At 47.8% G+C, this 20119-nt stretch carries 16 protein-coding genes and 1 tRNA gene; 6 read left to right on the top strand and 11 right to left on the bottom strand.

Annotated features, from left to right (window positions below; translation table 11 throughout):
- Window positions 1-6: 6 nt before the first annotated feature.
- Genes ftsZ through MPET_RS10755 form a run of 3 tightly spaced genes read right to left on the bottom strand, consistent with a single transcriptional unit; the run spans window position 7 to window position 2896 of the window.
- Window positions 7-1119, bottom strand: coding sequence for a cell division protein FtsZ (ftsZ, locus tag MPET_RS10745; RefSeq protein ID WP_048131109.1), 1113 nt, complete (start codon window positions 1117-1119; stop codon window positions 7-9).
- The gene (locus MPET_RS10750) at window positions 1119-2450 is read right to left on the bottom strand and encodes a D-aminoacyl-tRNA deacylase (protein ID WP_013330057.1); all 1332 of its coding nucleotides are present in this window, start codon (window positions 2448-2450) and stop codon (window positions 1119-1121) included. Before MPET_RS10750 ends, ftsZ begins: the two co-directional genes overlap by 1 nt.
- A complete protein-coding gene (locus tag MPET_RS10755) occupies window positions 2450-2896 on the bottom strand; it encodes a TIGR00725 family protein (protein ID WP_013330058.1) in 447 nt (148 codons plus the stop codon). The genes MPET_RS10750 and MPET_RS10755 overlap by 1 nt, the downstream gene beginning before the upstream one ends.
- A gap of 730 nt (window positions 2897-3626) precedes the next feature.
- Here MPET_RS10755 and ileS point away from each other — a divergent pair.
- Window positions 3627-6791 carry an isoleucine--tRNA ligase gene (gene ileS / locus MPET_RS10760; RefSeq protein ID WP_013330059.1) on the top strand — a complete coding sequence of 1055 codons (3165 nt, stop codon included), beginning with the start codon at window positions 3627-3629 and terminating at the stop codon, window positions 6789-6791.
- A 4-nt stretch (window positions 6792-6795) separates the two neighbouring features.
- Here the strand turns inward: ileS and MPET_RS10765 are convergent, their stop codons facing one another.
- A complete protein-coding gene (locus tag MPET_RS10765) occupies window positions 6796-7524 on the bottom strand; it encodes a tRNA(His) guanylyltransferase Thg1 family protein (protein ID WP_013330060.1) in 729 nt (242 codons plus the stop codon).
- A gap of 46 nt (window positions 7525-7570) precedes the next feature.
- Window positions 7571-7834 carry a PRC-barrel domain-containing protein gene (locus MPET_RS10770; RefSeq protein ID WP_013330061.1) on the bottom strand — a complete coding sequence of 88 codons (264 nt, stop codon included), beginning with the start codon at window positions 7832-7834 and terminating at the stop codon, window positions 7571-7573.
- Between the two features lie 54 nt (window positions 7835-7888).
- Here MPET_RS10770 and MPET_RS10775 point away from each other — a divergent pair, with 54 nt between their 5' ends.
- Together MPET_RS10775 and MPET_RS10780 are read left to right on the top strand one after the other, a co-directional pair.
- Window positions 7889-9034 (top strand): CBS domain-containing protein, encoded by a 1146-nt coding sequence (locus MPET_RS10775; RefSeq protein ID WP_013330062.1) that lies wholly within the window; start codon window positions 7889-7891, stop codon window positions 9032-9034.
- A 22-nt stretch (window positions 9035-9056) separates the two neighbouring features.
- Complete coding sequence (locus MPET_RS10780) at window positions 9057-9425, top strand: PAS domain-containing protein (protein WP_013330063.1); 369 nt, start codon at window positions 9057-9059, stop codon at window positions 9423-9425.
- A gap of 270 nt (window positions 9426-9695) precedes the next feature.
- On the opposite strand, the gene MPET_RS10785 is transcribed toward MPET_RS10780, so the two are convergent.
- Both MPET_RS10785 and MPET_RS10790 read right to left on the bottom strand, forming a co-directional pair.
- Complete coding sequence (locus tag MPET_RS10785) at window positions 9696-12083, bottom strand: efflux RND transporter permease subunit (protein ID WP_225353815.1); 2388 nt, start codon at window positions 12081-12083, stop codon at window positions 9696-9698.
- 76 nt (window positions 12084-12159) lie between these two features.
- Window positions 12160-12555 carry a hypothetical protein gene (locus MPET_RS10790; RefSeq protein WP_013330065.1) on the bottom strand — a complete coding sequence of 132 codons (396 nt, stop codon included), beginning with the start codon at window positions 12553-12555 and terminating at the stop codon, window positions 12160-12162.
- A 547-nt stretch (window positions 12556-13102) separates the two neighbouring features.
- On the opposite strand from MPET_RS10790, the gene MPET_RS10795 reads away from it, so the two are divergent.
- Together MPET_RS10795 and MPET_RS10800 are read left to right on the top strand one after the other, a co-directional pair.
- Complete coding sequence (locus tag MPET_RS10795; RefSeq protein ID WP_013330066.1) at window positions 13103-13852, top strand: TrmB family transcriptional regulator; 750 nt, start codon at window positions 13103-13105, stop codon at window positions 13850-13852.
- A gap of 470 nt (window positions 13853-14322) precedes the next feature.
- Window positions 14323-15138 carry a hypothetical protein gene (locus MPET_RS10800; RefSeq protein WP_013330067.1) on the top strand — a complete coding sequence of 272 codons (816 nt, stop codon included), beginning with the start codon at window positions 14323-14325 and terminating at the stop codon, window positions 15136-15138.
- 88 nt (window positions 15139-15226) lie between these two features.
- Here the strand turns inward: MPET_RS10800 and MPET_RS10805 are convergent, their stop codons facing one another.
- From MPET_RS10805 to MPET_RS10815, 3 genes are read right to left on the bottom strand one after another with little or no spacing between them, the layout of a single operon-like run.
- Window positions 15227-16873 (bottom strand): radical SAM protein, encoded by a 1647-nt coding sequence (locus tag MPET_RS10805; RefSeq protein ID WP_013330068.1) that lies wholly within the window; start codon window positions 16871-16873, stop codon window positions 15227-15229.
- Window positions 16863-17483: a 6-hydroxymethylpterin diphosphokinase MptE-like protein gene (locus MPET_RS10810; protein ID WP_013330069.1), complete on the bottom strand. Its 621-nt coding sequence runs from the start codon at window positions 17481-17483 to the stop codon at window positions 16863-16865. The genes MPET_RS10805 and MPET_RS10810 overlap by 11 nt, the downstream gene beginning before the upstream one ends.
- On the bottom strand, window positions 17473-18939 hold the full coding sequence (locus tag MPET_RS10815) for a DHH family phosphoesterase (protein WP_013330070.1): 1467 nt from the start codon (window positions 18937-18939) through the stop codon (window positions 17473-17475). Before MPET_RS10815 ends, MPET_RS10810 begins: the two co-directional genes overlap by 11 nt.
- Window positions 18940-19028: 89 nt before the next feature.
- On the opposite strand from MPET_RS10815, the gene MPET_RS10820 reads away from it, so the two are divergent.
- A tRNA-Lys gene (locus MPET_RS10820) sits at window positions 19029-19102 on the top strand.
- A gap of 92 nt (window positions 19103-19194) precedes the next feature.
- Here MPET_RS10820 and MPET_RS10825 read toward each other — a convergent pair.
- Entirely contained in the window at window positions 19195-20088 is an 894-nt protein-coding gene (locus MPET_RS10825; protein ID WP_013330071.1) for an ABC transporter ATP-binding protein, read from the bottom strand.
- Between the last annotated feature and the right edge of the window lie 31 nt (window positions 20089-20119).

Here is a 20119-nt window from a genome sequence, read left to right on the forward strand (position 1 = left end):
TACTCTTCACCTGAGAAAGTCAATATCATATTCACGGCGGGGCTGCCCGGATTGTGTACCGGAATCTTCACCGCGCCCGTAGATCTGCGGGGAATTTACCCCCGTTACGACGAGCATGGTGCGCATCTTGTGGTGCATCTCCGGATCGACCTGGGCACCCCAGATAATACGCGCATCGGGATCAATCCTTTCGTATACCTCCTGGACTACTCCTTCGGCCTCCTCCATCGTCATATCCGGACCTCCGACGACATTGACGAGAGCGGCCGACGCATTGGATATATCCACATCCAGGAGCGGGGAACGGAGTGCTTTCTTGACCGAATCCGCGGCTTTATCTTCACTGTCACTCTCACCCATGCCGATCATTGCAACGCCGCCACGCTCCATGACGGTCCTGACATCTGCGAAGTCGAGGTTGACGAGCCCCGGCTGTGTGATAAGTTCCGTTATACCTTTGACGGCACGCATCAAAACTTCATCGGATACTTTGAAGGCCGCGTGCAGTGGAAGGCGGGGTACGACTTCAAGCAGGCGGTCGTTCGGAACGACGATTACGGTGTCCGCGACATCGCGGAGCCTCTCGAGTCCGGCTTCCGCGTTCTCCATACGGATTGCACCTTCAGCCGTAAACGGAAGTGTAACGATCGCAATTGTAAGCGCTCCCTGCTCGCGTGCAGCATTAGCGATAACGGGTGCAGATCCGGTACCCGTTCCACCGCCGAGACCTGCAGTGATAAAGACCATATCGCTGTTGGAGAGAACCGCACGAATCTCCTCCTCGTTTTCAAGTGCCGCCTCTTCGCCCACCTGGGGAACCGAACCTGCACCAAAACCCTTTGTCCGCTGTCTTCCGATGAGAATTCTCTTGTCGGCCTTTGTTCTTATCAGATGCTGGGCATCCGTATTTACGGCGAGTAGGGTTGCTCCGTCGATTCCCTCTTCCGCCATTCTAGTAACAGTATTTGAACCTCCGCCACCGCATCCCACGACAGTAATTTCAGTCCTTAGAGAGCGGAGGATCTCTTCGAGCTCCTCGTCATTATCCTGAGGGCGGTCAACAATCATCTCTGCGTCCTCGTTTGCTCGGCTGAGCGCTTCTTCAACAATTGATTTCATCATAGATATCCTTCCAACCCGGGTATTCTGAGGGTCTTCTCCTCAACTGTAAGAACCATGGACGGGCTGATCTTTCTGCCGTCGACCTCCACTTCCCTGCCTGAAGCAAGCTCTCCAAGCAGGGGACCTTTTTTAATCCCCAATTCTGCAGCCTTACGGGGATCAAGACGCGTCTTTTTCAGGGTCAGGAGATCGCCTTCCACGGTCGTACCTCTTCCTTTGCGTAAGATTTTAACACACAAAGTAATTAAAGCATTTATCAGTTGTAATCTATTTTCCTTATACGAGATAAAAATTGGCTGAAAATTTCCGTCTGCAGAGTAGAGGCATACCACCGGCATTTTATCGACATTGTTGAAAAAATCTCTTTTATCCGCCTTTATTGCCTCCAGGATCAGCTCCCTGTCGACCTGAAATGTTTCGGGAACTCCCGCTCCTTTAAGATTCCGGACTTCCACGTGACAGCCGGGAACCGCCGCTCCGGCGATCTTCCTTATTTCAAGATATGTGTTCCATTCAAGGCCGGAAATCGAGCGGAGTTCCCCCTCGGACAGCAAAGGGAGTCCTGTTTCGGAGATCAGCTCCTCGATCTTTCTGACATCCTCACCTTTCAGCGCCTTTTTATCGATGTACGCGGCATCTGCGGATGTCCTTTCAATCATCTGTGCAACCATCGCACGATCGATCAGGGGAATATTTCTCGTGTGTACGATGTGACCGAAGGCAGCATTCGAATTCAGTGCAGTTTCGGTCTCCCTTGCCGCATAATGATTGCCGCCGAAACCGATGATCCTGATCCCGCTTACACTTCCGGCGGAGAGAACTTCAAGGAGAGAGGATGCGACGGCCTTCGCGGCATTCTCATCAGCCCACTCTTTTTCGGAACTGCCGATCTCGACGAAAAAGGAGGGAGTCTTAAGATCTGTCGGGCCGTGGTGCGTCACCTCGTAAGAAACCCTGTAGTCCGTGGGGGCTTTTTTATTGAGCTCATTTAAGACCGCATGTATCCATTCGGGCGCTGCCGCGGCAAGCGACCGGGGTTCTCCGCCGAGTGCGGCATCGCCATAGTTTCCAGTCACGTGAACTGTCAGGGCGGGGAAGGGATTTTTGCTCGTGTGCCGGGATATGAAGATTACCAGGTCGGCACCGGTTCGTTCGTCAAGATTGTTCTCGTAGATCAGCCGGTCTTCGGTCTCGAAGAAGCGGAGTGTGTGGCCGCCGTACACAATATCTTCAGACCCGTCTGTACCAAGCATCGATAAAAGCGACTTCCTTATCGCCGTTCCTGCCGGATCGAGCGAAGAACTGACTATCGCAATAAGCATCTGCATCACATTCTGTTTTCAGCGGCTAAAACTGCTTTGGAAACCGCTTCTTCAGTGGTTTTGCACACGACAACTCCGGGGATGTCCCACGTTTCAAGACCGAAGACAGGTATCTCCATCTTCAGTGCCATCGCAATCTCGGACAATGTCCCGTATGCACCGCCGACCGCAATTATCGCATCAGAAGAGCCGGTGACAAGTGCATTCCTGGCGATCCCGAGGTTCGACTTCACAACGGCACCGAGATAAGGATTCCCGGACGACATGTCGGGCAGTATTCCGAGTGTCATCCCTCCCTCTCCATCAGCACCGCGGCATGCGGCCTCCATCACGCCGCCTCTCCCTCCGCATACGAGAACTGCACCGCTCTTGGCAATGAGACGACCCGTCTCTTCTGCTATCTCTTCAAGATCCCCTTCACATTCCGATGCGCCGATCACTCCGATCTGCATGTAATTTGGATATATGATCTGTGTAATATTGAGGTTTGGGATTTTTTTGAATTATGAAAAGGGCATAAGCCCCTTGGAAAATCCTCGCGAGAGTGTCTGAAAGGGAGGGGGATCTCCCCCTCCCTGTGACCCTCCCCCCGTTGCGATAGGTCGCACTCGGGGACGGACGAGCGTCCCCTCATGCTCCAAAAAAGTCAGGTCCAGTTGATCTCTCTAAAAACCGCATCAGATTCATAAATGCAAATCTCCCCGGCCGGGGCTACCCGGATGGGTAGCGCCCAGGACGGGCTATCACGATTGCGAAAGTTCGCGCAGCGAAATGAGCCAGGGCTGCCCCAGAGGGGCTTATGCCCTGCTGAAAACCTCTGGAATCTTCCCCCTCCCTTTCAGATACAGGGATTTTCTCGCGAGGATTTTCCAAGGGGCTTATGTCCTGTTTCGAGTTCCCGGAAAACAATCCTAAACATCCCAAAAAAATCCCGTCACATTTATTTAAACTCAGCACCGATTTATTAGAAGAATGAGAACTTTTGCCGGAGCTGTCGCATCACCTGCGGCGGGTCGCTTTATTGTCCGTTAAAAAATGTAATCCAGTATTCCGTTTTTATGAATTGATTCATAATTCAATACCAGCGAAGCGTTTAGATTTTAATCATACAGCTCCACAGATTCTGCAACAGTTCTATCTCATCTACTTACCCATACTATTGAACTACAAGAGGGAAAACCATTGAAAGAAGTTACAAGCAGTTTTAATGCAAAGGAACTGGAGTCTGAAATAAGTTCTTTCTGGAAAGACGAGGAGATCTACCGGAAGGTAAAAGAGCATAGATCAGACTGCCCTGACTACTTTTTCGTAGACGGGCCGCCATACACGACAGGACATATACATCTCGGGACGGCATGGAACAAGATCCTTAAAGACACAATCCTCAGGTTCAGGAGGATGAACGGCCTCAATGTCATAGACCGCGCCGGATACGACATGCACGGCCTTCCTATAGAGGTCAGGGTCGAGAACGAACTAGGATTCAAATCCAAAAAGGACATCGAGTCCTTCGGGATCTCGAACTTCATCGAGAAATGCAAGAATTTCGCAGTCGTCCACAAGGATATCATGTCCGAGCAGTTCAAAAATCTCGGTGTATGGATGGACTTCGACAATCCCTACCAGACGATCAGCCCCGACTATGTAGAATCCGCGTGGTGGGTCCTGAAGCGTGCCGAAGAGAAAAAACTTCTGGAGAAAGGTTTTCGTGTAGTCAACTGGTGCCCGCGCTGTGAAACAGCGATCGCAGACTCGGAGGTCGAATACTGGGACGAGACCGATCCCTCGATATTCGTCAAGTTCCCGGTAAGAGGGAAAGAGAGCGAATACCTAGTGATCTGGACGACAACCCCGTGGACACTTCCGGGAAACGTGGCTACCGCGGTAAAAGAGGACTTCGTTTACGCAAAGGTCGAGGCGGAGAAGGAAGGGAAGCGCGAGTACTTGTGGATCGCGGACGAACTCGTGGAAGATGTCCTCAGAAAAGGAAGATATTCTGACTTCAATATTGTCGAAAAGGCCACCGGAGCCGATCTTGCCGGAACCGTTTACGACTCCCCTCTTGCAGATTATGTCCCGGCGCAGAAAGAGATCACTCACAGGGTCGTAACCGCAGACTATGTTACCCTCGAGAATACCGGAATGGTCCATATCGCACCCGGGCACGGGTGGGACGACTACCTCGTAGGCCAGAAAGAAGGCCTTGACATCCTCTGCCCGGTAGACGGCACGGGTATGATGACTGTAGATGCGGGTGAATTCGCAGGCCTTTATGTGAAGGACGCAAACCCGAAGGTAATCGAGGCCCTCGGCGATTATCTCCTTGCCGAGATGAAGATCACACACAGATACGGCCACTGCTGGCGCTGCAAGACCCCGATCATCTCCCGTGCTACAGAGCAGTGGTTCATTGCAATCCCGCGTATAAAGCAGCAGATGCTCGACGAGATCGCGAAGGTCAAATGGTACCCCGACTGGGCGGGAAGCGCGAGATTCCACGACTTCGTCGCAGATTCCAGAGACTGGTGCATCTCAAGGCAGAGATACTGGGGTATACCGATTCCGGTATGGAAATGTGATTCATGCGGGAAGCAGGAGGTCTTCGGGACGATCGCCGAACTAAACGAAAGAGCGGGATCACACCTGGAAGACCCCCACAGGCCGTACGTGGACGAGATCACGTTCGGGTGCTCCTGCGGCGGGACGATGAAGAGGGTTGAGGATATCTTCGACGTCTGGTTCGATTCGGCAATGGCGTCCTGGGCAACGATCGGTTACCCGAGAGAGAAGGAGCGCTTCGAAAAACTTTGGCCGGCAGACTTCATCACCGAAGGCCAGGACCAGACGAGAGGATGGTTCTACTCGCAGCTTGGTGCATCGACCATCGCCTTTGACCGTGCGCCGTACAAAAAGGTAATGATGCACGGATTCTCGCTCGACTCCGATGGCAGGAAGATGTCTAAGTCCCTCGGCAATGTAGTAACTCCTGAAGAGATCATAGAAAGGGTAGGTGTGGATGTCCTGCGCATGTATATCCTTTCGGCAAGCGCCCCGTGGGACGACCTCAAGTTCAACTGGGAGGGCGTAAAGACTACAAACAGGGCGATGAACATCCTCTGGAATGTCTACAGGTTCCCCCTGCCGTATATGATACTCGATTCATTCGCTCCTGAAACAGGAGAGTCAGGTGTCTGGGATGCGGACTACATCAGGAAGAACATCAAAGAGATGCCTGTCGAGGACAGGTGGATCATCTCGAGGATAAACACACTCTGTTCTCAGGTTTCAGTAGATATAGAAAACTGCGAACTCCACAAGGCTTCAAGAAATATCATAAACTGCATCCTCGAAGATATCTCCCGCTGGTACGTCCAGCTTATCAGGCAGAGGATGTGGCTCGAGGAAGAGGCGGTCGAAAAGATCCAGGCCTACGAGACGATGTATTACGTAATGAGAAGGCTCATCGAAGTAATTGCGCCGATGGCCCCGTATATCTCTGAGAGCATATACCAAAACCTCAGGACCAACTCCGATCCCAGGAGTGTCCATATGCTCGACTGGTACCCGGGCGACGAGAAACTCATCGACAGCGGTCTTGAGACCGATATGGACGTTATACGCTCGTTCGACGAAGCCGTTGCGACTGCAAGGCAGGATGGAAAGAGAAAACTCCGCTGGCCTGTCGCAGAGACAATCGTAATCACATCCGACGACACGGTCGCTTCCGCAATCGAAGACATGAACGAACTCTGCAAACAGCGTGCCAACTCGCTGAAGGTCTCGGTCGTAAAAGGTTCATGGGAAAGGATGGAATTCGAGGCAGAGGCGGTTATGAGAGCCATCGGTCCGGAGTTCGGTAAGGAAGGGCCGAAGGTAAAGGCGGCAATCGAGAGTGCCGATGCGGCAGAGCTGAAGAATGGTATCCTCAAAGACGGTTTCTACGAGACTGACGGTTTCAGGGTAACGGAAAAGCATGTCGTATTCAATGAAAAACTTCCTGAAAACGTATTCTCGGCAGAGATGCAGGGCGGAGTCGTGTGCGTGGACGTCACCCTTACCGACGAAATTGAGGCAGAAGGATTCTCAAGAGAGATAATAAGGAGAATCCAGGAGATGCGCAGGCAACTCGACCTGAAGGTGGAGGAGTATATCACCGCCGGGGTTGCAATCGACGACGACCGTATTGCCGTGCTTGTATCTGGAGGATGGAAGGACGGAATAATGAGCGAGGTCCGTGCAAAAGAGATGGTCTTTGAAGAAGGTACGCTTAAAGGCGACTTCGATCTCGTTCAGGACTGGGATGTCGAGGGCATCAAAATAAAGATCGGAATTTCGGGAAACAACTGATCCCTTAATTCTTAATTATCCCGAGGATGTATTCCCTTCCTTCTTCTGTATGGAACAGAGGAGGATTATCATCGATTGTGACCTTCGACCTTTCGGTCAGGACCTCTTTTTTTTCAACAGGATTATATCCGGTCTTCGTATATTGCTCGCGCCTGACGATGACGCCCCGCCTCTGCCACGAAGGAGTCTTGGAGAGATTAACGCCCCTTTTATACATCATCTCGTGCATATCCGCAGACTTCATCCCTTTCAGGAGATCTGCGGCCTTGCGGGAAGACATTCCTTCTGAGATCAGCGCATACTGACAGTAGGCGTTGATGTGATTTCTCCATGCTTCCCTCTGCCTCCATTCAAGGTAACCGGGAGCGTCAGCTTCGGTCGTAAAGACAATCCTCGCATCGAAAGATACAGGAGCCTTTGATCCTGAAACAGCCATGAACGCCCCTGCCGCATAGGAGGCACAGACCGAATCTATCTTTTCAACTCGACCGCCGAAGGGCAGATTACCGAAATATAGGCTGATCTCATCGGAAAAAACGTATGCGAATACGGGTTCCAGCCCGCTTTCGGATATGAGCGATGAGGCTACGGAGGACATGACACTCATAAAATCCTCATCGAAAGGCTTCTTGAACCCGGCTTCGCGGGTCATCGCGTGAAAAGCCCTGCCGTCCAGCCGTACATATACGGGAGGGATAGCCGTAAGACCGCTGAATATTTCGTTTCCGAACATATAACCGGTTAAAAAAAGATATTCAGGCCAAACCCCTTACCCGGATTCAGTCCTCGGGTCCCTGCGACGGGAACATGCTGTTGAAGTGCCGGATGATGATAATGTCCCCAACCGATTTTATAATACGGAAAGGCACCCTGATGCCTTTAAAGCCCTTAAGCTGGAAGAGATCAGGATTCAGCTCGCCTACCGCAAGAAAATCTACCTTCTTCGTATCTACATTCAAAACAGCATCGTCGACAATACCCACCCTCACGGATTTGTCCGTATATACTTCCATCCCAAAAAGATCCGTTATTTGAGTCTTCATATTATAACCGATTGTAGGTATAATTCTTAAAAGTTAAAAATATAATCTTTCCCAATGAAAGATTCCATTCAGATCGGTGAATTATTCGGCATCCCGATACGTCTTCACTTCACGTTTCTCATAGTGATCCCGCTTTTCACACTGATTATTGCGTACCAGATCGAATACAGCGTCAGCTTTCTTGAGACGGTATTCGGCCTTCCGGGTCCTGTCGACACATCACTTATCACCGCCGGCCAGATGCCGTATATTCTCGGTATGATAGTGACATTGTCACTTTTTGCCGGTGTACTGATCCACGAACTCGCCCATTCCGTCGTCGCAATCTCAAAAGGGCTCGAGGTAAAGAGTATTACACTGCTTATCCTCGGAGGGGTTTCACAGATCGACGAAGGGAAATCCCCGGAACCGGATGTAGAACTGCCGATGGCAATAGCAGGCCCTCTTGCCAGTCTTGTAATCGGAATTGTTACGGGAATTGTCGCCCTGTTCTCCTATTATTTCATATCACAGCCGGCAGTTGCAGGAATATTGTTCTATGTATTCGGTTACCTGAGTGTTCTGAACATCCTCCTGTTCCTTTTCAACCTCATCCCCGCATTCCCGATGGACGGTGGAAGAGTGCTCAGGGCGTTTCTTGCAAAGAGGATGCCGATTCACCAGGCGACATCGATTGCAGCGGATATAGGGAGGGGTTTTGCGATTGTGTTCGGTTTCATCGGTCTTCTGCTGTTCAATCCCATACTGATTATTATCGCTGTATTCGTCTATCTTGGGGCGGGGCAGGAAGCGACGATGATAAAATACTCACACCTGCTGGAAGGGGTAACTGTCGCAAATGCAATGTCGAGTCCGGTTACATACATCTCCCCGGCAAGTTCGGTTGATGCGGTAGTCCAGGCGATGTACAACACAAAGCATCTCGGGTTCCCGGTGATCGAGAACGGAGCGTTAATCGGCGTGGTCACGCTTCACGACATAAATACGATATCAGCTATCGACAGGGAAGCGATGATCGTAAGGGATGTTATGACGAAAGATCCAGTGACCCTCCCTCCCGAGGCGCCGCTGACTGACGCCCTGAAACTGATGTCTACGATGAACATCGGAAGGGTTCCGGTGGTCAGGGACGGTCAGGTGGAAGGAATAGTCACAAGGACAGACATCCTGAGATTCCTCGAATTAAAGGAATTGAAATAAGAAAATGAAAACGGAGAGTTGAATGGGACTTTTCAAAAAAACGGAACCACGACAGGCGACGGGTGAGAATATCTACAAGGAATCTTTTTACCAGACGGATACCGGGATGTGCCTCCTGACACACCCGGATTTCGAGATCTTCGATGCGAACAATTCCTTCGCATCGATTTTCGGATTTGAAAGAGAAGAACTCAGGGGTTCGCTATTTGCAGTGGTCTGGAAGAAATGCGAAGAGCGCGATCTTTTTTTCACTGAGATTATCAGGAACGGGCATTCCCCTCCAAAAGCCACACGGGTCCTCAGACCGGACGATTCCGAAAGGGATATTGTCATCTCCGGCGTCCGACTGGATGAGGATATGATTTTGATTACTGTTTTTTATTTGGGATAGGGCATAAGCCCCTTTCGAAACCCATTACGACCATTATGAAAAGATTAGGCCAAGACAAAAATCCATGCGTTTGAAAGGGAGGGGGAGATCCCCCTCCCTGTAACCCTCCCCCCGTTGCGATAGGTCGCACTCGGGGACGGACAAGCTCCCCTCCCGCTCCAAAATAACTCCAGGCCGGGCTGCCCCGTAGGGGCTTATGCCCAAATTTAAACACAATATCAGAAATCACAAATTCTCAATTGAATAGACGAAAAAGAGATTATATTTAATTTATATCTTTAAAAACTCTGAAAGTTTCGCCGCATATCCGGACTCCTTCTTTTTCTGTTTGGGGCATCCGCCTGCACGGTGGCGTTTCCAGTCTTTCATAATGTCATTTATTGACTCGAATACGGATATTGCGGCAGGCATGACGATAATTGCACCCAGGATCGAGAATCCTACTGCAATAACGGTAACTATTCCGAAGTTTTGGATTATCGGGGACGTTGACAGGGTGAGTGCAGAGAAACCGCAGACTGTTGCAAGACCGGATACGGAAACTGCTGCTCCAATCTTCTGGACGGATGTCTGAATGGCCGTGATTGTATCCAGCCCCTTCTCTTTTTCCTCCAGGTACCTCTCCATCATAACAATCGTGTACTCTGATGCTACACCTATCGTCATCGCACCAAGGCATGCCGTAAGGAGAGTGTATGTAAGCCCCAGCGAATACATGATAATCCCGTTCCAGCCTACAATCATTATAATCGGAACAAGGGGTGTGACCGCGGTGAACTTCCTGTATAATAATATCAGCAACAGAAGAATCAGCCCGAACCCGACAAATGTCATCGGATTCTTGGTTTCTTCAATTCCATCGATAAGATCGCCAAACATTACCGACTGTCCGGTATATGTGACGGTCATACCGGGGTGCGGAGTGTACCAGTCCAGGTCCTTCTGCATATCCTTGATAAGTGCCTGAGTTGCCGGAATGGAGAGATCCTCCATCGAAAATTCCATCACTGTTTCGGTATTACCGTTCAGATAACTCTCTTTTGTACTCTCGGGAATAAGATTCCATACTCTTTCAATCTCGGTAGCTTCTGTCGGGAGAACGCCGTTGTTGTAAAGTTTCAGGTATGTTGCAACACTCGTGACACCTGTAAGATCATCCTGTTTGGATAGCTCATACTCTCCAAAATCATCAATCCAGCGCAAAGTGCCAGGTTCAAGTACCGAATCAGCCTTGACGAATGCCGTAATCGTATCCGTTGAACCTACGACACTGCTGAGCTTATTCATCGATATCATCGCAGGCATATTCTGCGGAACCATCGCATCCTCGTCTGTATCGATTATTATTGTTTCATCAAGCTGAATTCCTACAATCGCGAGCATCAGAAGAGCCACAAGGACCGGAGCCGGGTTCCTTGCAATCTTTCCCGCAAGTTTTCCGATCGCGATATCATATCTCTCCATAAAAGAGCCTTTCGTACCCGGCTTTACATGCGGGGGCTCTTCACATCCCTTCCAGTCGAGCTGACAGGATTCAGCCTGATCGAGAGGATTTAATCCGCCGGTTTTGGGTTTATATTTAACAATTGTTGCAAATGTAGGAATAACTACCATTGCCGAGAGATAACAGCATGCAATACCGATGATACATGTAGTTCCAAATCCTGAAATCATCGGTGACGGTGCGAGAAAAGTCAATGCGACAAATCCGAGGGCGGTTGCACACATGGCGAAAAATATTGCAGGGCCTGAATTTGTAACCGTTGTAAATACTGCCTCCTTCATCGTGGACCTTTTTATCTCTTCGTCAAACCTGGACTGGAACTGAATTGCATAGTCCACACCTATACCTATCAGAACAGGAAACGCCGCAATGACAATGGAAGTGACAGGTATTCCTGCAAACCCCATTACCCCGAATGTAGAGAGGATTCCGCAGAATACGATAAAAACAGGGAGGAGCCTGTATCTCACATGCCCGAACAGGACAAACATTGCAATGACCATAAAGATCATTGCAAGGGCGATGAGAGTTCCCATGCTGTTCTGCATATCCGCCTGCATCTCTACAGTGAATGCAGGACTTCCGGTCGGAGTTATCGTAATTCCTGCCGGGGGATTTGAGAAGGCAATAAGGCTATCCACATTGTTGACAATTCCCTCCTGTGCCTCCTCAGGAACACCTGTTTCAAGAGGAATGCTTACAAGAGTCATCATCTTTGACGGAAGAAGAACGTCTAAGTAATCAGAGGGAAGTGAATCAAGAACAGCATCGACATCTGCCTGGTTCTGCGGTATTACTCCGCCGTTGGCCGATTTTATAAGATCTACAATTCCTGTGGCACCTGCGATATATCTTTGGCCGCCGAGATCTCCTTCAAGACTCTCGAGGTAATTCAACACATCAGGTCTTGTTACATCCGCTCCTTCGACTATCAATACTACAGAATCCGACCCGAATATTTCGGTGTAATGCATGAGGAGGGAACCGACCGGTTTATCGGTATCAAGGTAGGTCTCGGTTCCAGTCTCCATCGTTATCATTGTTGCGCCATATATACCAAGCAACAACACCGTGATAATCAGACCTGCAACCACAAACGGTCTTTTATTTATCGATTGTGCTATAAATTCAAACGGCGATTTCAATATTATCATCCTCCGGCCTGAGCCGTACATATTCCTGCGTCATTTAATTAGATTTTTTAAAGTAGGTTATTCACGCGTCGATCCGTTATTTATCAGGAGAAATCTTCTTCTCCGTTCCGGACAAAATGCCGGCAGGCAGTACATAATCGGAGATTATACTCCAGGTAATCCCGGCGGCAATATGATTATCTTCGGTTTTCAAAACATCAATTCCAAGACTTTTTGCAAAACTGTACATTCTTTTTTTGTCATTGATAACAAATAAGCCATTATTGCAGGGCGAATTTATAATCCCGATTATCTCTTTTAGGTAATATTCAGGTATGCGGCCTTCATTTAAAAGCGTAAAATGAAGGAATTCGATGAGCTGCATATAGTACTGAGGAGGTGTAAAGCCGGCATCCTCCCATATGCCTCCGGTCTCAAGGTTTTTTTCATATTTACAGAGATGACCGCTACAGGCGCTGATTTCTGTTTTCATTGTAAGGCCCCTTTATACAAAGACACAATTTTAAAGTTCACAAAAGATCCGGTTTCCCGGAATCATACATACAACCGGAATAATTATTCAAAGCTGTAATTTTGATATCAAATAAACTTCATTTACTTCCTGACAGATTTCTTTCGCAGAACTTCAATATAATTTCAATAAGTCAGAAGATAATATCTGGCCAACTCCAAAAGTTTTTAGCAGAAAATCGTGAACTAACGGACTCCTTTTATTGATACAAGAGGTGTTGCCGCGGCTTTTTCATCAGCAGTTTGATGTTCTGGTGAATATATCATGACATTAAAATTCACAACAGAAAGAAGAAGATTATCATAACTGGTCGCTGCCAAAGGGACATTACAGGATAGGGGTTAAAACATAAAATCCTGAAATTCCTGCTTTATCCGGGTGGTTTTTTAATTCCTGCTCCCTTTTATGAATTTTTAGCGAATATGACAATTTCGGACATCTTCCCTGTTGCTTAAAATATATATTGAAGGCAGAACCAATTATTTGATTGAAACTCACGGAGTTGTAAATGCTGGAAACCACGATTGAGACTCTTAAAAAACTTGGATTCACCGAGTATGAGGCGAGGGCGTACATATCGCTTATAGGGTTCGGAATGGCAACCGCACGTGAAATTCATGAAAACAGCGGTGTTCCCCAGGGAAGAATTTACTCGGTATTGAGAAGTCTGTCCGACAAAAATTTCATTGAGATCCAGGACGGAAATCCCTCGTATTACTATGCCGCAAATCCGGTTGCGAGACTTAGTAAACTAAAGACGGAGATAAACGATTCGATAAACGAATCGATCGAATACCTTTCAAATCTTTATCTCAACTCGAAGCCGCCTTCACCCATATGGGCTATCCACTCAGAATGGGGTATCAAGAACAGAATAAAGACTCTTGTTCAGGGCGCAAACAAAGAGATTATCATTTTTGTCGACGACATCTCCTTTTTCGAATGGGTGAGACCGGAGTTGAAAAAAGTAAAAAAGAAGGTAAATGTCGAGATATATGCCAGGAACAAGGCTGATTTTGCAGGATCTAATTTAAGAGTGACTGAATATTCGGAAAAAATGTACTTATTGTGGGCGAAGATAGCCTCTATGGAAAAAAATATTCACGAAGCCCCTAAATCCAAGATGAATATGATAATCGATGAATCAACGGGTTTATTCATAGGAAAAACACAGGGAGAGGTTACAGGAGTTATTATGCAGGTGCCGCAGCTTGTATACACGTTAAGGGCTTTTATGAAGATGCTTGAAGAGGATTAATGGTACGCGAACAGGATACAAAGCAGAAGTTTAAGCGAATTTCTCAGGTCGAACAATTCATGGAGGGATGTTGTCATCTCCGGTGTCCGGCTTGATGAAGATATGACTATGATTACTTTTTTTTGATTTTGAATAAAATAGTGGTTTAAATTAAGGTATAAATCGATGACTAATGATCATCCAGGATTTTGCTATGGCAAATAACATTCACGGAGCAGGAGGGGACGCTTGTCCGTCCCCGAGTGCGACCTATCGCCATGAGGGGGAGGGTTATAGGGAGGGGGAATCTTCCCCCTCCCTGTCATTGCAAAATATCTTGGTTTTTCTAATCGAATGTTCTATAAAAAATTAAGATTGTTTCAGGCAGTCATCATTTTGCAGAGAGAGATAATATCCTGAACAATTGATTTTTTCTATAGAGGAATTTTATAAAAATTTATAAGCTCTTTTACAATTTTAATAATTATATTATGGTTTACAGCAATAGGAAAAACACTTTCTGTGTAATTTTTCCTGTCCTGATTATTTTAATTTGCTGGTTTGGATATCCCTATATTTCACCTATTTTTTCAAATATGCTTCAAAATCCATTTTTTATCTTGTTAATAGCTTGTATTGAATTATTAGGGGTATACTTGCTTTTAGCATTACTGTCAGCGTTTATATTTTTCGTCTTCATATGGAGTGTATTTCCATCAATTTCTCAACTGGGAGTCTATAAAAAATTAAATACCGAAGATCCACTTAATGGAGAATCCTTAGGCACGAAAATAAAAAAAATCTATAAAATTAACTTTATTCTCTCAATCTTTTTGATGATAGTGATATTATACTTTTTATATCCATCTACCGGCACAACTACCTTTGATTCAACTGCCACGACATTTTCAGAAATAGATCATATATACATCTTAGCGTTTGCTTTTGTTCCAGCATTCTTATTATCAATAAGAGTTCTAGCAAATCCAACAAAAAATGTTTTTTCAAGCCCTATTATTAATTATTATGCCCATCCCGCTGACAAAAAGGAGTTTATTAAATCTTTTAAAAAAGACGTGATCTCTTTTTATGCTGCATTAATTATGGCGGCAATAATATTTTTTTACTTGAAAATAATGCAGGCACAATTAAATAATCAATTAGAAGAGGAATTAATTAAATTTTATCCACAGATTGATAGTATAGCTCTATGTATCTTAATTGTTACTTACTTTATAATATTATTAATTACAACCGCCTTTGGAGAATGGTTCTTAACAAAATTTCCACCATATGAAAGACTATAGGTACTTATTTTTCTCCTGAACAAACAACCATCAATCCCTATCTTCACCAAATCCATTTTCTTCTTTGAACATATCACTCTAAGAAAAACTACTCAAAAGAAAAAAATTCATCCAGTTCCGTCTTCCCAGCGACTTTGTGAAGCCCCGCGAGATCCTTAAAAGGCCGTTTTGCAGCGATCGATGCCGCGGTCTTCTTCCCGATTCCCGGGATCTGCTTAATCGTCTGGACAGTGACCTCGTTCATCCGTATCGGGTATTGGAATCCTGTTATCGATCTTTGACCCCAGCCGGCGACCACCGCATCTATATGCTCTCCCTTCACTATCTTCTGCGGAACGCCGACGAGTATTGGGTACGATCCCATCTGTCTCCCGAACGATGTGTTCCCCTCCTCTTCGATTATGACATCCCTGAGAATTGTCCCACGTGGAAAGACCTTCATGAGCATAGGGTGATCGAAGTTTTTTCTGGCATCTTCCTTGAATTTCCTGAAGAGATCGTCGTACATCCCGATTGAATTCTCCTCCCACGCCTTCGTACCTTCGAACGGCATGACCTGCCGTATGTTCACCCTCCTCACAAGAAGTCCGGAGCTGAGAACCTCATTTAAAAACCGCAAATTCAGGTCATATGTCGCAGGCGATTCTCCTTTCAGGCCGAGAACGAAATTGAGGCCGGGAAGAAGATGGGGGATTCCATTCTCCCTCATGCCGCCGACCTCGTTGACTATCTCGATCGCCCTCATAACCTGTTCCGGCAGTGCCTTCAGGTTGTTCTCCCGGACTACAACAGGATCTGCCGACTCCATACCGAAGGCAGCGACATCGCCGGGAGTGTGCCACCGGACAATTGCCTTCAACGCCTCTTTTGCCGCCTCTTCATGCTCGAAGATATTTCTCGGGTTGATGTTGTCTATATGCAGCGTCTTCAGTCCGGGCGCGGCAGACCTTATTCCGCTGAAGAGATGCTCTATCTTTTCAGGATCGGGGCAGGGGAACTCACCTCCGCGGACACCGTATGTCAGCAGGTCGGGCTGCCTCCCTACCCTGAAGTGACGCACTCCCGAATCATAAAGCGCCTTCACCTCGGCATGAACTCCCGCGGCGTTCCTGAACTCCGGCTCGCCGTAAAGGAACTCTGTGCAGAACGAACAGCCTCCCGACACATACCTCGAGCACCCGCGGGCCGTTTCAAGCTCACAGATTATGTCTGGGAACCCGGGATGCTTTTGTACTATTCCCGCACCCGCTACAGCGAATTCATCGATCCTTTCATAATCGAAGTTCCCGTAGGACTCACCTTCACGAATCACGGAGTCCACGGCAGAACCGATCTCACCTTCAAGGACAAAATCAAATGGAGAAAAGCACTGCTTCTCGGCTGCATCTCCGCCGCCCTTCGACGAACCGAATATCACAGGACCGCCAACCATTGTTGCCGGCCTGTTTAGTGACGAGCCGATCTGCAGGATCTCGGCAGCCTTCGCAGGTGTTCCACCGAGGTACTTCCCCGGAACCGACACTCCTGTAATCAGGAGTACATAGTCGGCATTCTGGGCATTCTGAAGGAGATACGGATCTTTTCTGACCTGATCGATTGTAAGATAGTCGGCAGAGATCCCATTCTTCTCAAATGCACCCGCCGCATAGCGGATATAGGGGGATATGTACGGCGGAACACCAAAACATGCAGGCTCGTCGATATAGCCGTCGATGATTACTGCCTTAGAGGTCATATCCGATCTCCTTTAAGAGATCGCGGGCTATCATCAGTTTCCCGCGCTTCACCGGGTTTACACTGCAATCGTCCAGGTCGAAACCGATGATCCGTATCTTCGATGAACCCAGCTCCTCAGCAGCGAAGATCGCACGGTCGCCGTCGGTAAATCCCCCTAAATTGTGAACATTCCCAAAAGGTTTCCCCTGAGTCGTAAGAACAAGCGGCCCCCCAAAGAGAGGAATCCACTTCTTCAAAAGAGGAATATTGTCGCCATGAGCATGAACGACCATAATGGTGCCTTCGGAATTCATTTCGATGAACGAGTCTTCGCACCCGTCGAGATCGGTAAAGACAACGTCCGGACGGATTCCGTTTTTATACAACAAATCGGCGGCGGCATCGGCAGCGATCACTGTTCCTTCGATCAGGTGCAATTCGTCCTTAAGGCACGGCGCGTTGCCGCACACAGTAACGACTGCCCCGGAGCACGCGTCCTTCAGGAGGGAGAGATCGTCTCTTGAAGAGAGATCCGATGCAAAATGTGCAGCCTTGTCGTCATCAGCCGGATCGAATCCGAAAAAATCGAGAATCCTCCTGTAATGAGGCTCCCATTCTTCATATCTCATTTGATTCTTCTTTGCCCAGACCCACCTGGTCTGCGAATTTTTCAAGAATAGGATCGATAACAAGAGACAATAGCTCTTCTTTGTTCTTTACCATTGAAAATGAGTTCAGCGGAATTCTCGCGGCAGCCATATTCGCATGCCCTCCCGCCTCGCCGATATCCGAGAACGCATCCTTCAGGACATTTCCGACATGGAGGCGGATATCCTTGTTGCGTGCGGATATCGTGATGCTGTCATCGCCGATACCGTACGCAATCGCCGTATTCACGCCCTCGAGCTGTATAAGAAGATCGGCAGCCTGCGGGATTACATCCCTGTTCCGCACGTAGCCGACGTTTGTGAACAGGTAACCGCTCTGGAGTTTTCTGTTCTTTATGGCGTCTCCAAGCGCTTCGAGCGTTTCGAGAGCCATAGACGGGGAGGTAATCTTCGAGAGAAGATCGCTGTCTGTCAGCGGAAGAAGGAAAGCAGCATAATTCAGATCCTGGGGGGTTGTGTTTCTTGTAAATTCTTTTGTATCCGCACGGATACCATATAAAAGAGCAGTTGCGACCTTCTGGTCGATGTTTACACCCAGTTCCTGGATGTATTGCGTCATTATTGATGCAGTTGCACCGGCACCGGGCCTCACATCAACAAAACGCCCCGGCTTTGAATTCTGGTCGGATATCTGGTGATGATCGACAATTATATCGACCTCTTTCCCGGATTCGAGCGCGTTGTTCTCCCCTGGTGCAGACGAATCGACAAGAGCGATATAATCGCACTCGTCTATTGCCTCTGCGGTGGCCTTCTCCATTTCGATATCCAGGAGAGTTACGAATGCGCGATTTTCCTGGTGCCCAATCTTGCCATCATATAAAATACGGCAGTTGAGCTGTTTGTCCGTAACATCCTTTGCTATCGCGCAAAGAGCCATTGCACTCGAAATCGAGTCAGGATCGGGATTCGTGTGGAGGACAATTCCAAGAGTTCCCTCCATTTCCGAGAGGTAATGATAGAGTTTTCTCGCAAGCCTCGATGAATGAAGTCTCCTTGTAAGATGAACAACGTTCTTTGCAAAGACTTCCTGGGGATAGAGGGCGATATCCGCGCCCGCCTGTTCAAGGAGGGAGAGACTGAGTTTGTCCACCGCCCTTGCAACCACATAAACCGACGGATATTTCTCCTTTATCCTTTTAACAGCCTCAAGATTCGCATTCTTGTCATTGGAGAGGACAAAAACAACCTCCGGCAGGGGCAGATCGTTCAGGAAACCGGGGTCGGTAATGTTCCTGACAATAGCATCGAAATTCTGGTCCCTAAGGTCTTCAACTCTCTTTACATCACTGTCAATGACAATTACCTGTTCGGAATCACGGACAAGATTCTCAACTACATTATATCCTATGCTACCGCATCCGAGGACGATATATTTGATCCTGTCCTTCGATCCATTCTGCAGGCTATCGGGCATCTATTACTACATTATCTTTCTACATGTATTTAGGCAATTTCCGAAACGTTTATTTTGAAATAAGAACCACTCAATAAAGCACAATGAATGGGCCTGTAGCTTAGTCAGGCAGAGCGACGGACTCTTAATCCGTAGGCCAGGGGTTCAAATCCCTTCAGGCCCGTTTTTGCAACATTTTTGCAGATTTTTTAAAAAATAAAGAAATCTCTGACGGTTTTATTCAGGATTTTTTCAAGTATAAAATTTAGTTTTCCCTTAGTCCCCGATCTGGACCAGCATGTCTTCAAGGCTCGGGTAATGCGATTCGATCTTCTTCACCCTGCCGCCCGAGGATGTGATCCTTTCGGTGAGCATGTTCAGGGATTCGATGTCGGTGACTGTGCCAAGATAGACATCCCCCACCCTGTCGTAATGATCCATGCACTCCTCAAACTCCTTAACATCATCCGCCATGAATTCCACGCTGTAGGAGATCGAACCGTATTCATCCCTGAGTTCATCCATCGAGCCGAGTGCGACGATCCTGCCCCTCTGCAGAATCATGATCTGATCGCATACCTCCTCGACCTGGTAGAGATTGTGAGCACTTAACAGGATGGTTTTCTTGTTTTCCTTCTTCATGCTCATCAGGAACTCACTGATGTAACGGGATGTCATCGGGTCGAGACCTGAGGTCGGTTCGTCATACACAAGAAAAGAGGGGTCGTGAATCAGGGACCGGGCAATCGCCACCTTTCTCTTCATTCCCTTGGAGAGTTCACCCAGTTTTTTATTTCCTGCATCGAGATTCAGGCGGTCGAGGAGCGTATCGCTTCTCTCCTTTATTTTATCGGGTGAAAGCCCGTAGATCTCACCGAAGAACGAAAGGTAGCCCTTCACGTTCATAGTCTCGTAAAGCCTCGATTCTTCGGGAAGATAGCCCAGCCTCTCCTTGAGGGCGTCCGGGTTTTTGATTACGTCTATTCCTCCGATCTCAAGCTCCCCCGATGTAGGAGCAATCAGCCCGGACATTATCTTGAGGAGTGTAGTCTTGCCCGCTCCGTTGTGACCTATTATGCCGAATATCCCGGTATCGTCACGTTCGAAACTGGCACCGTCGAGGGCGTGGAAACCGTTGTAATCTTTGACTATCGATCGGGCTTTAATCATATCAAACAGCGTTATTTTTTGCCAGAACCTT

The organism is Methanolacinia petrolearia DSM 11571 (genome assembly GCF_000147875.1).
Classification (GTDB): Archaea; Halobacteriota; Methanomicrobia; order Methanomicrobiales; family Methanomicrobiaceae; genus Methanolacinia; species Methanolacinia petrolearia.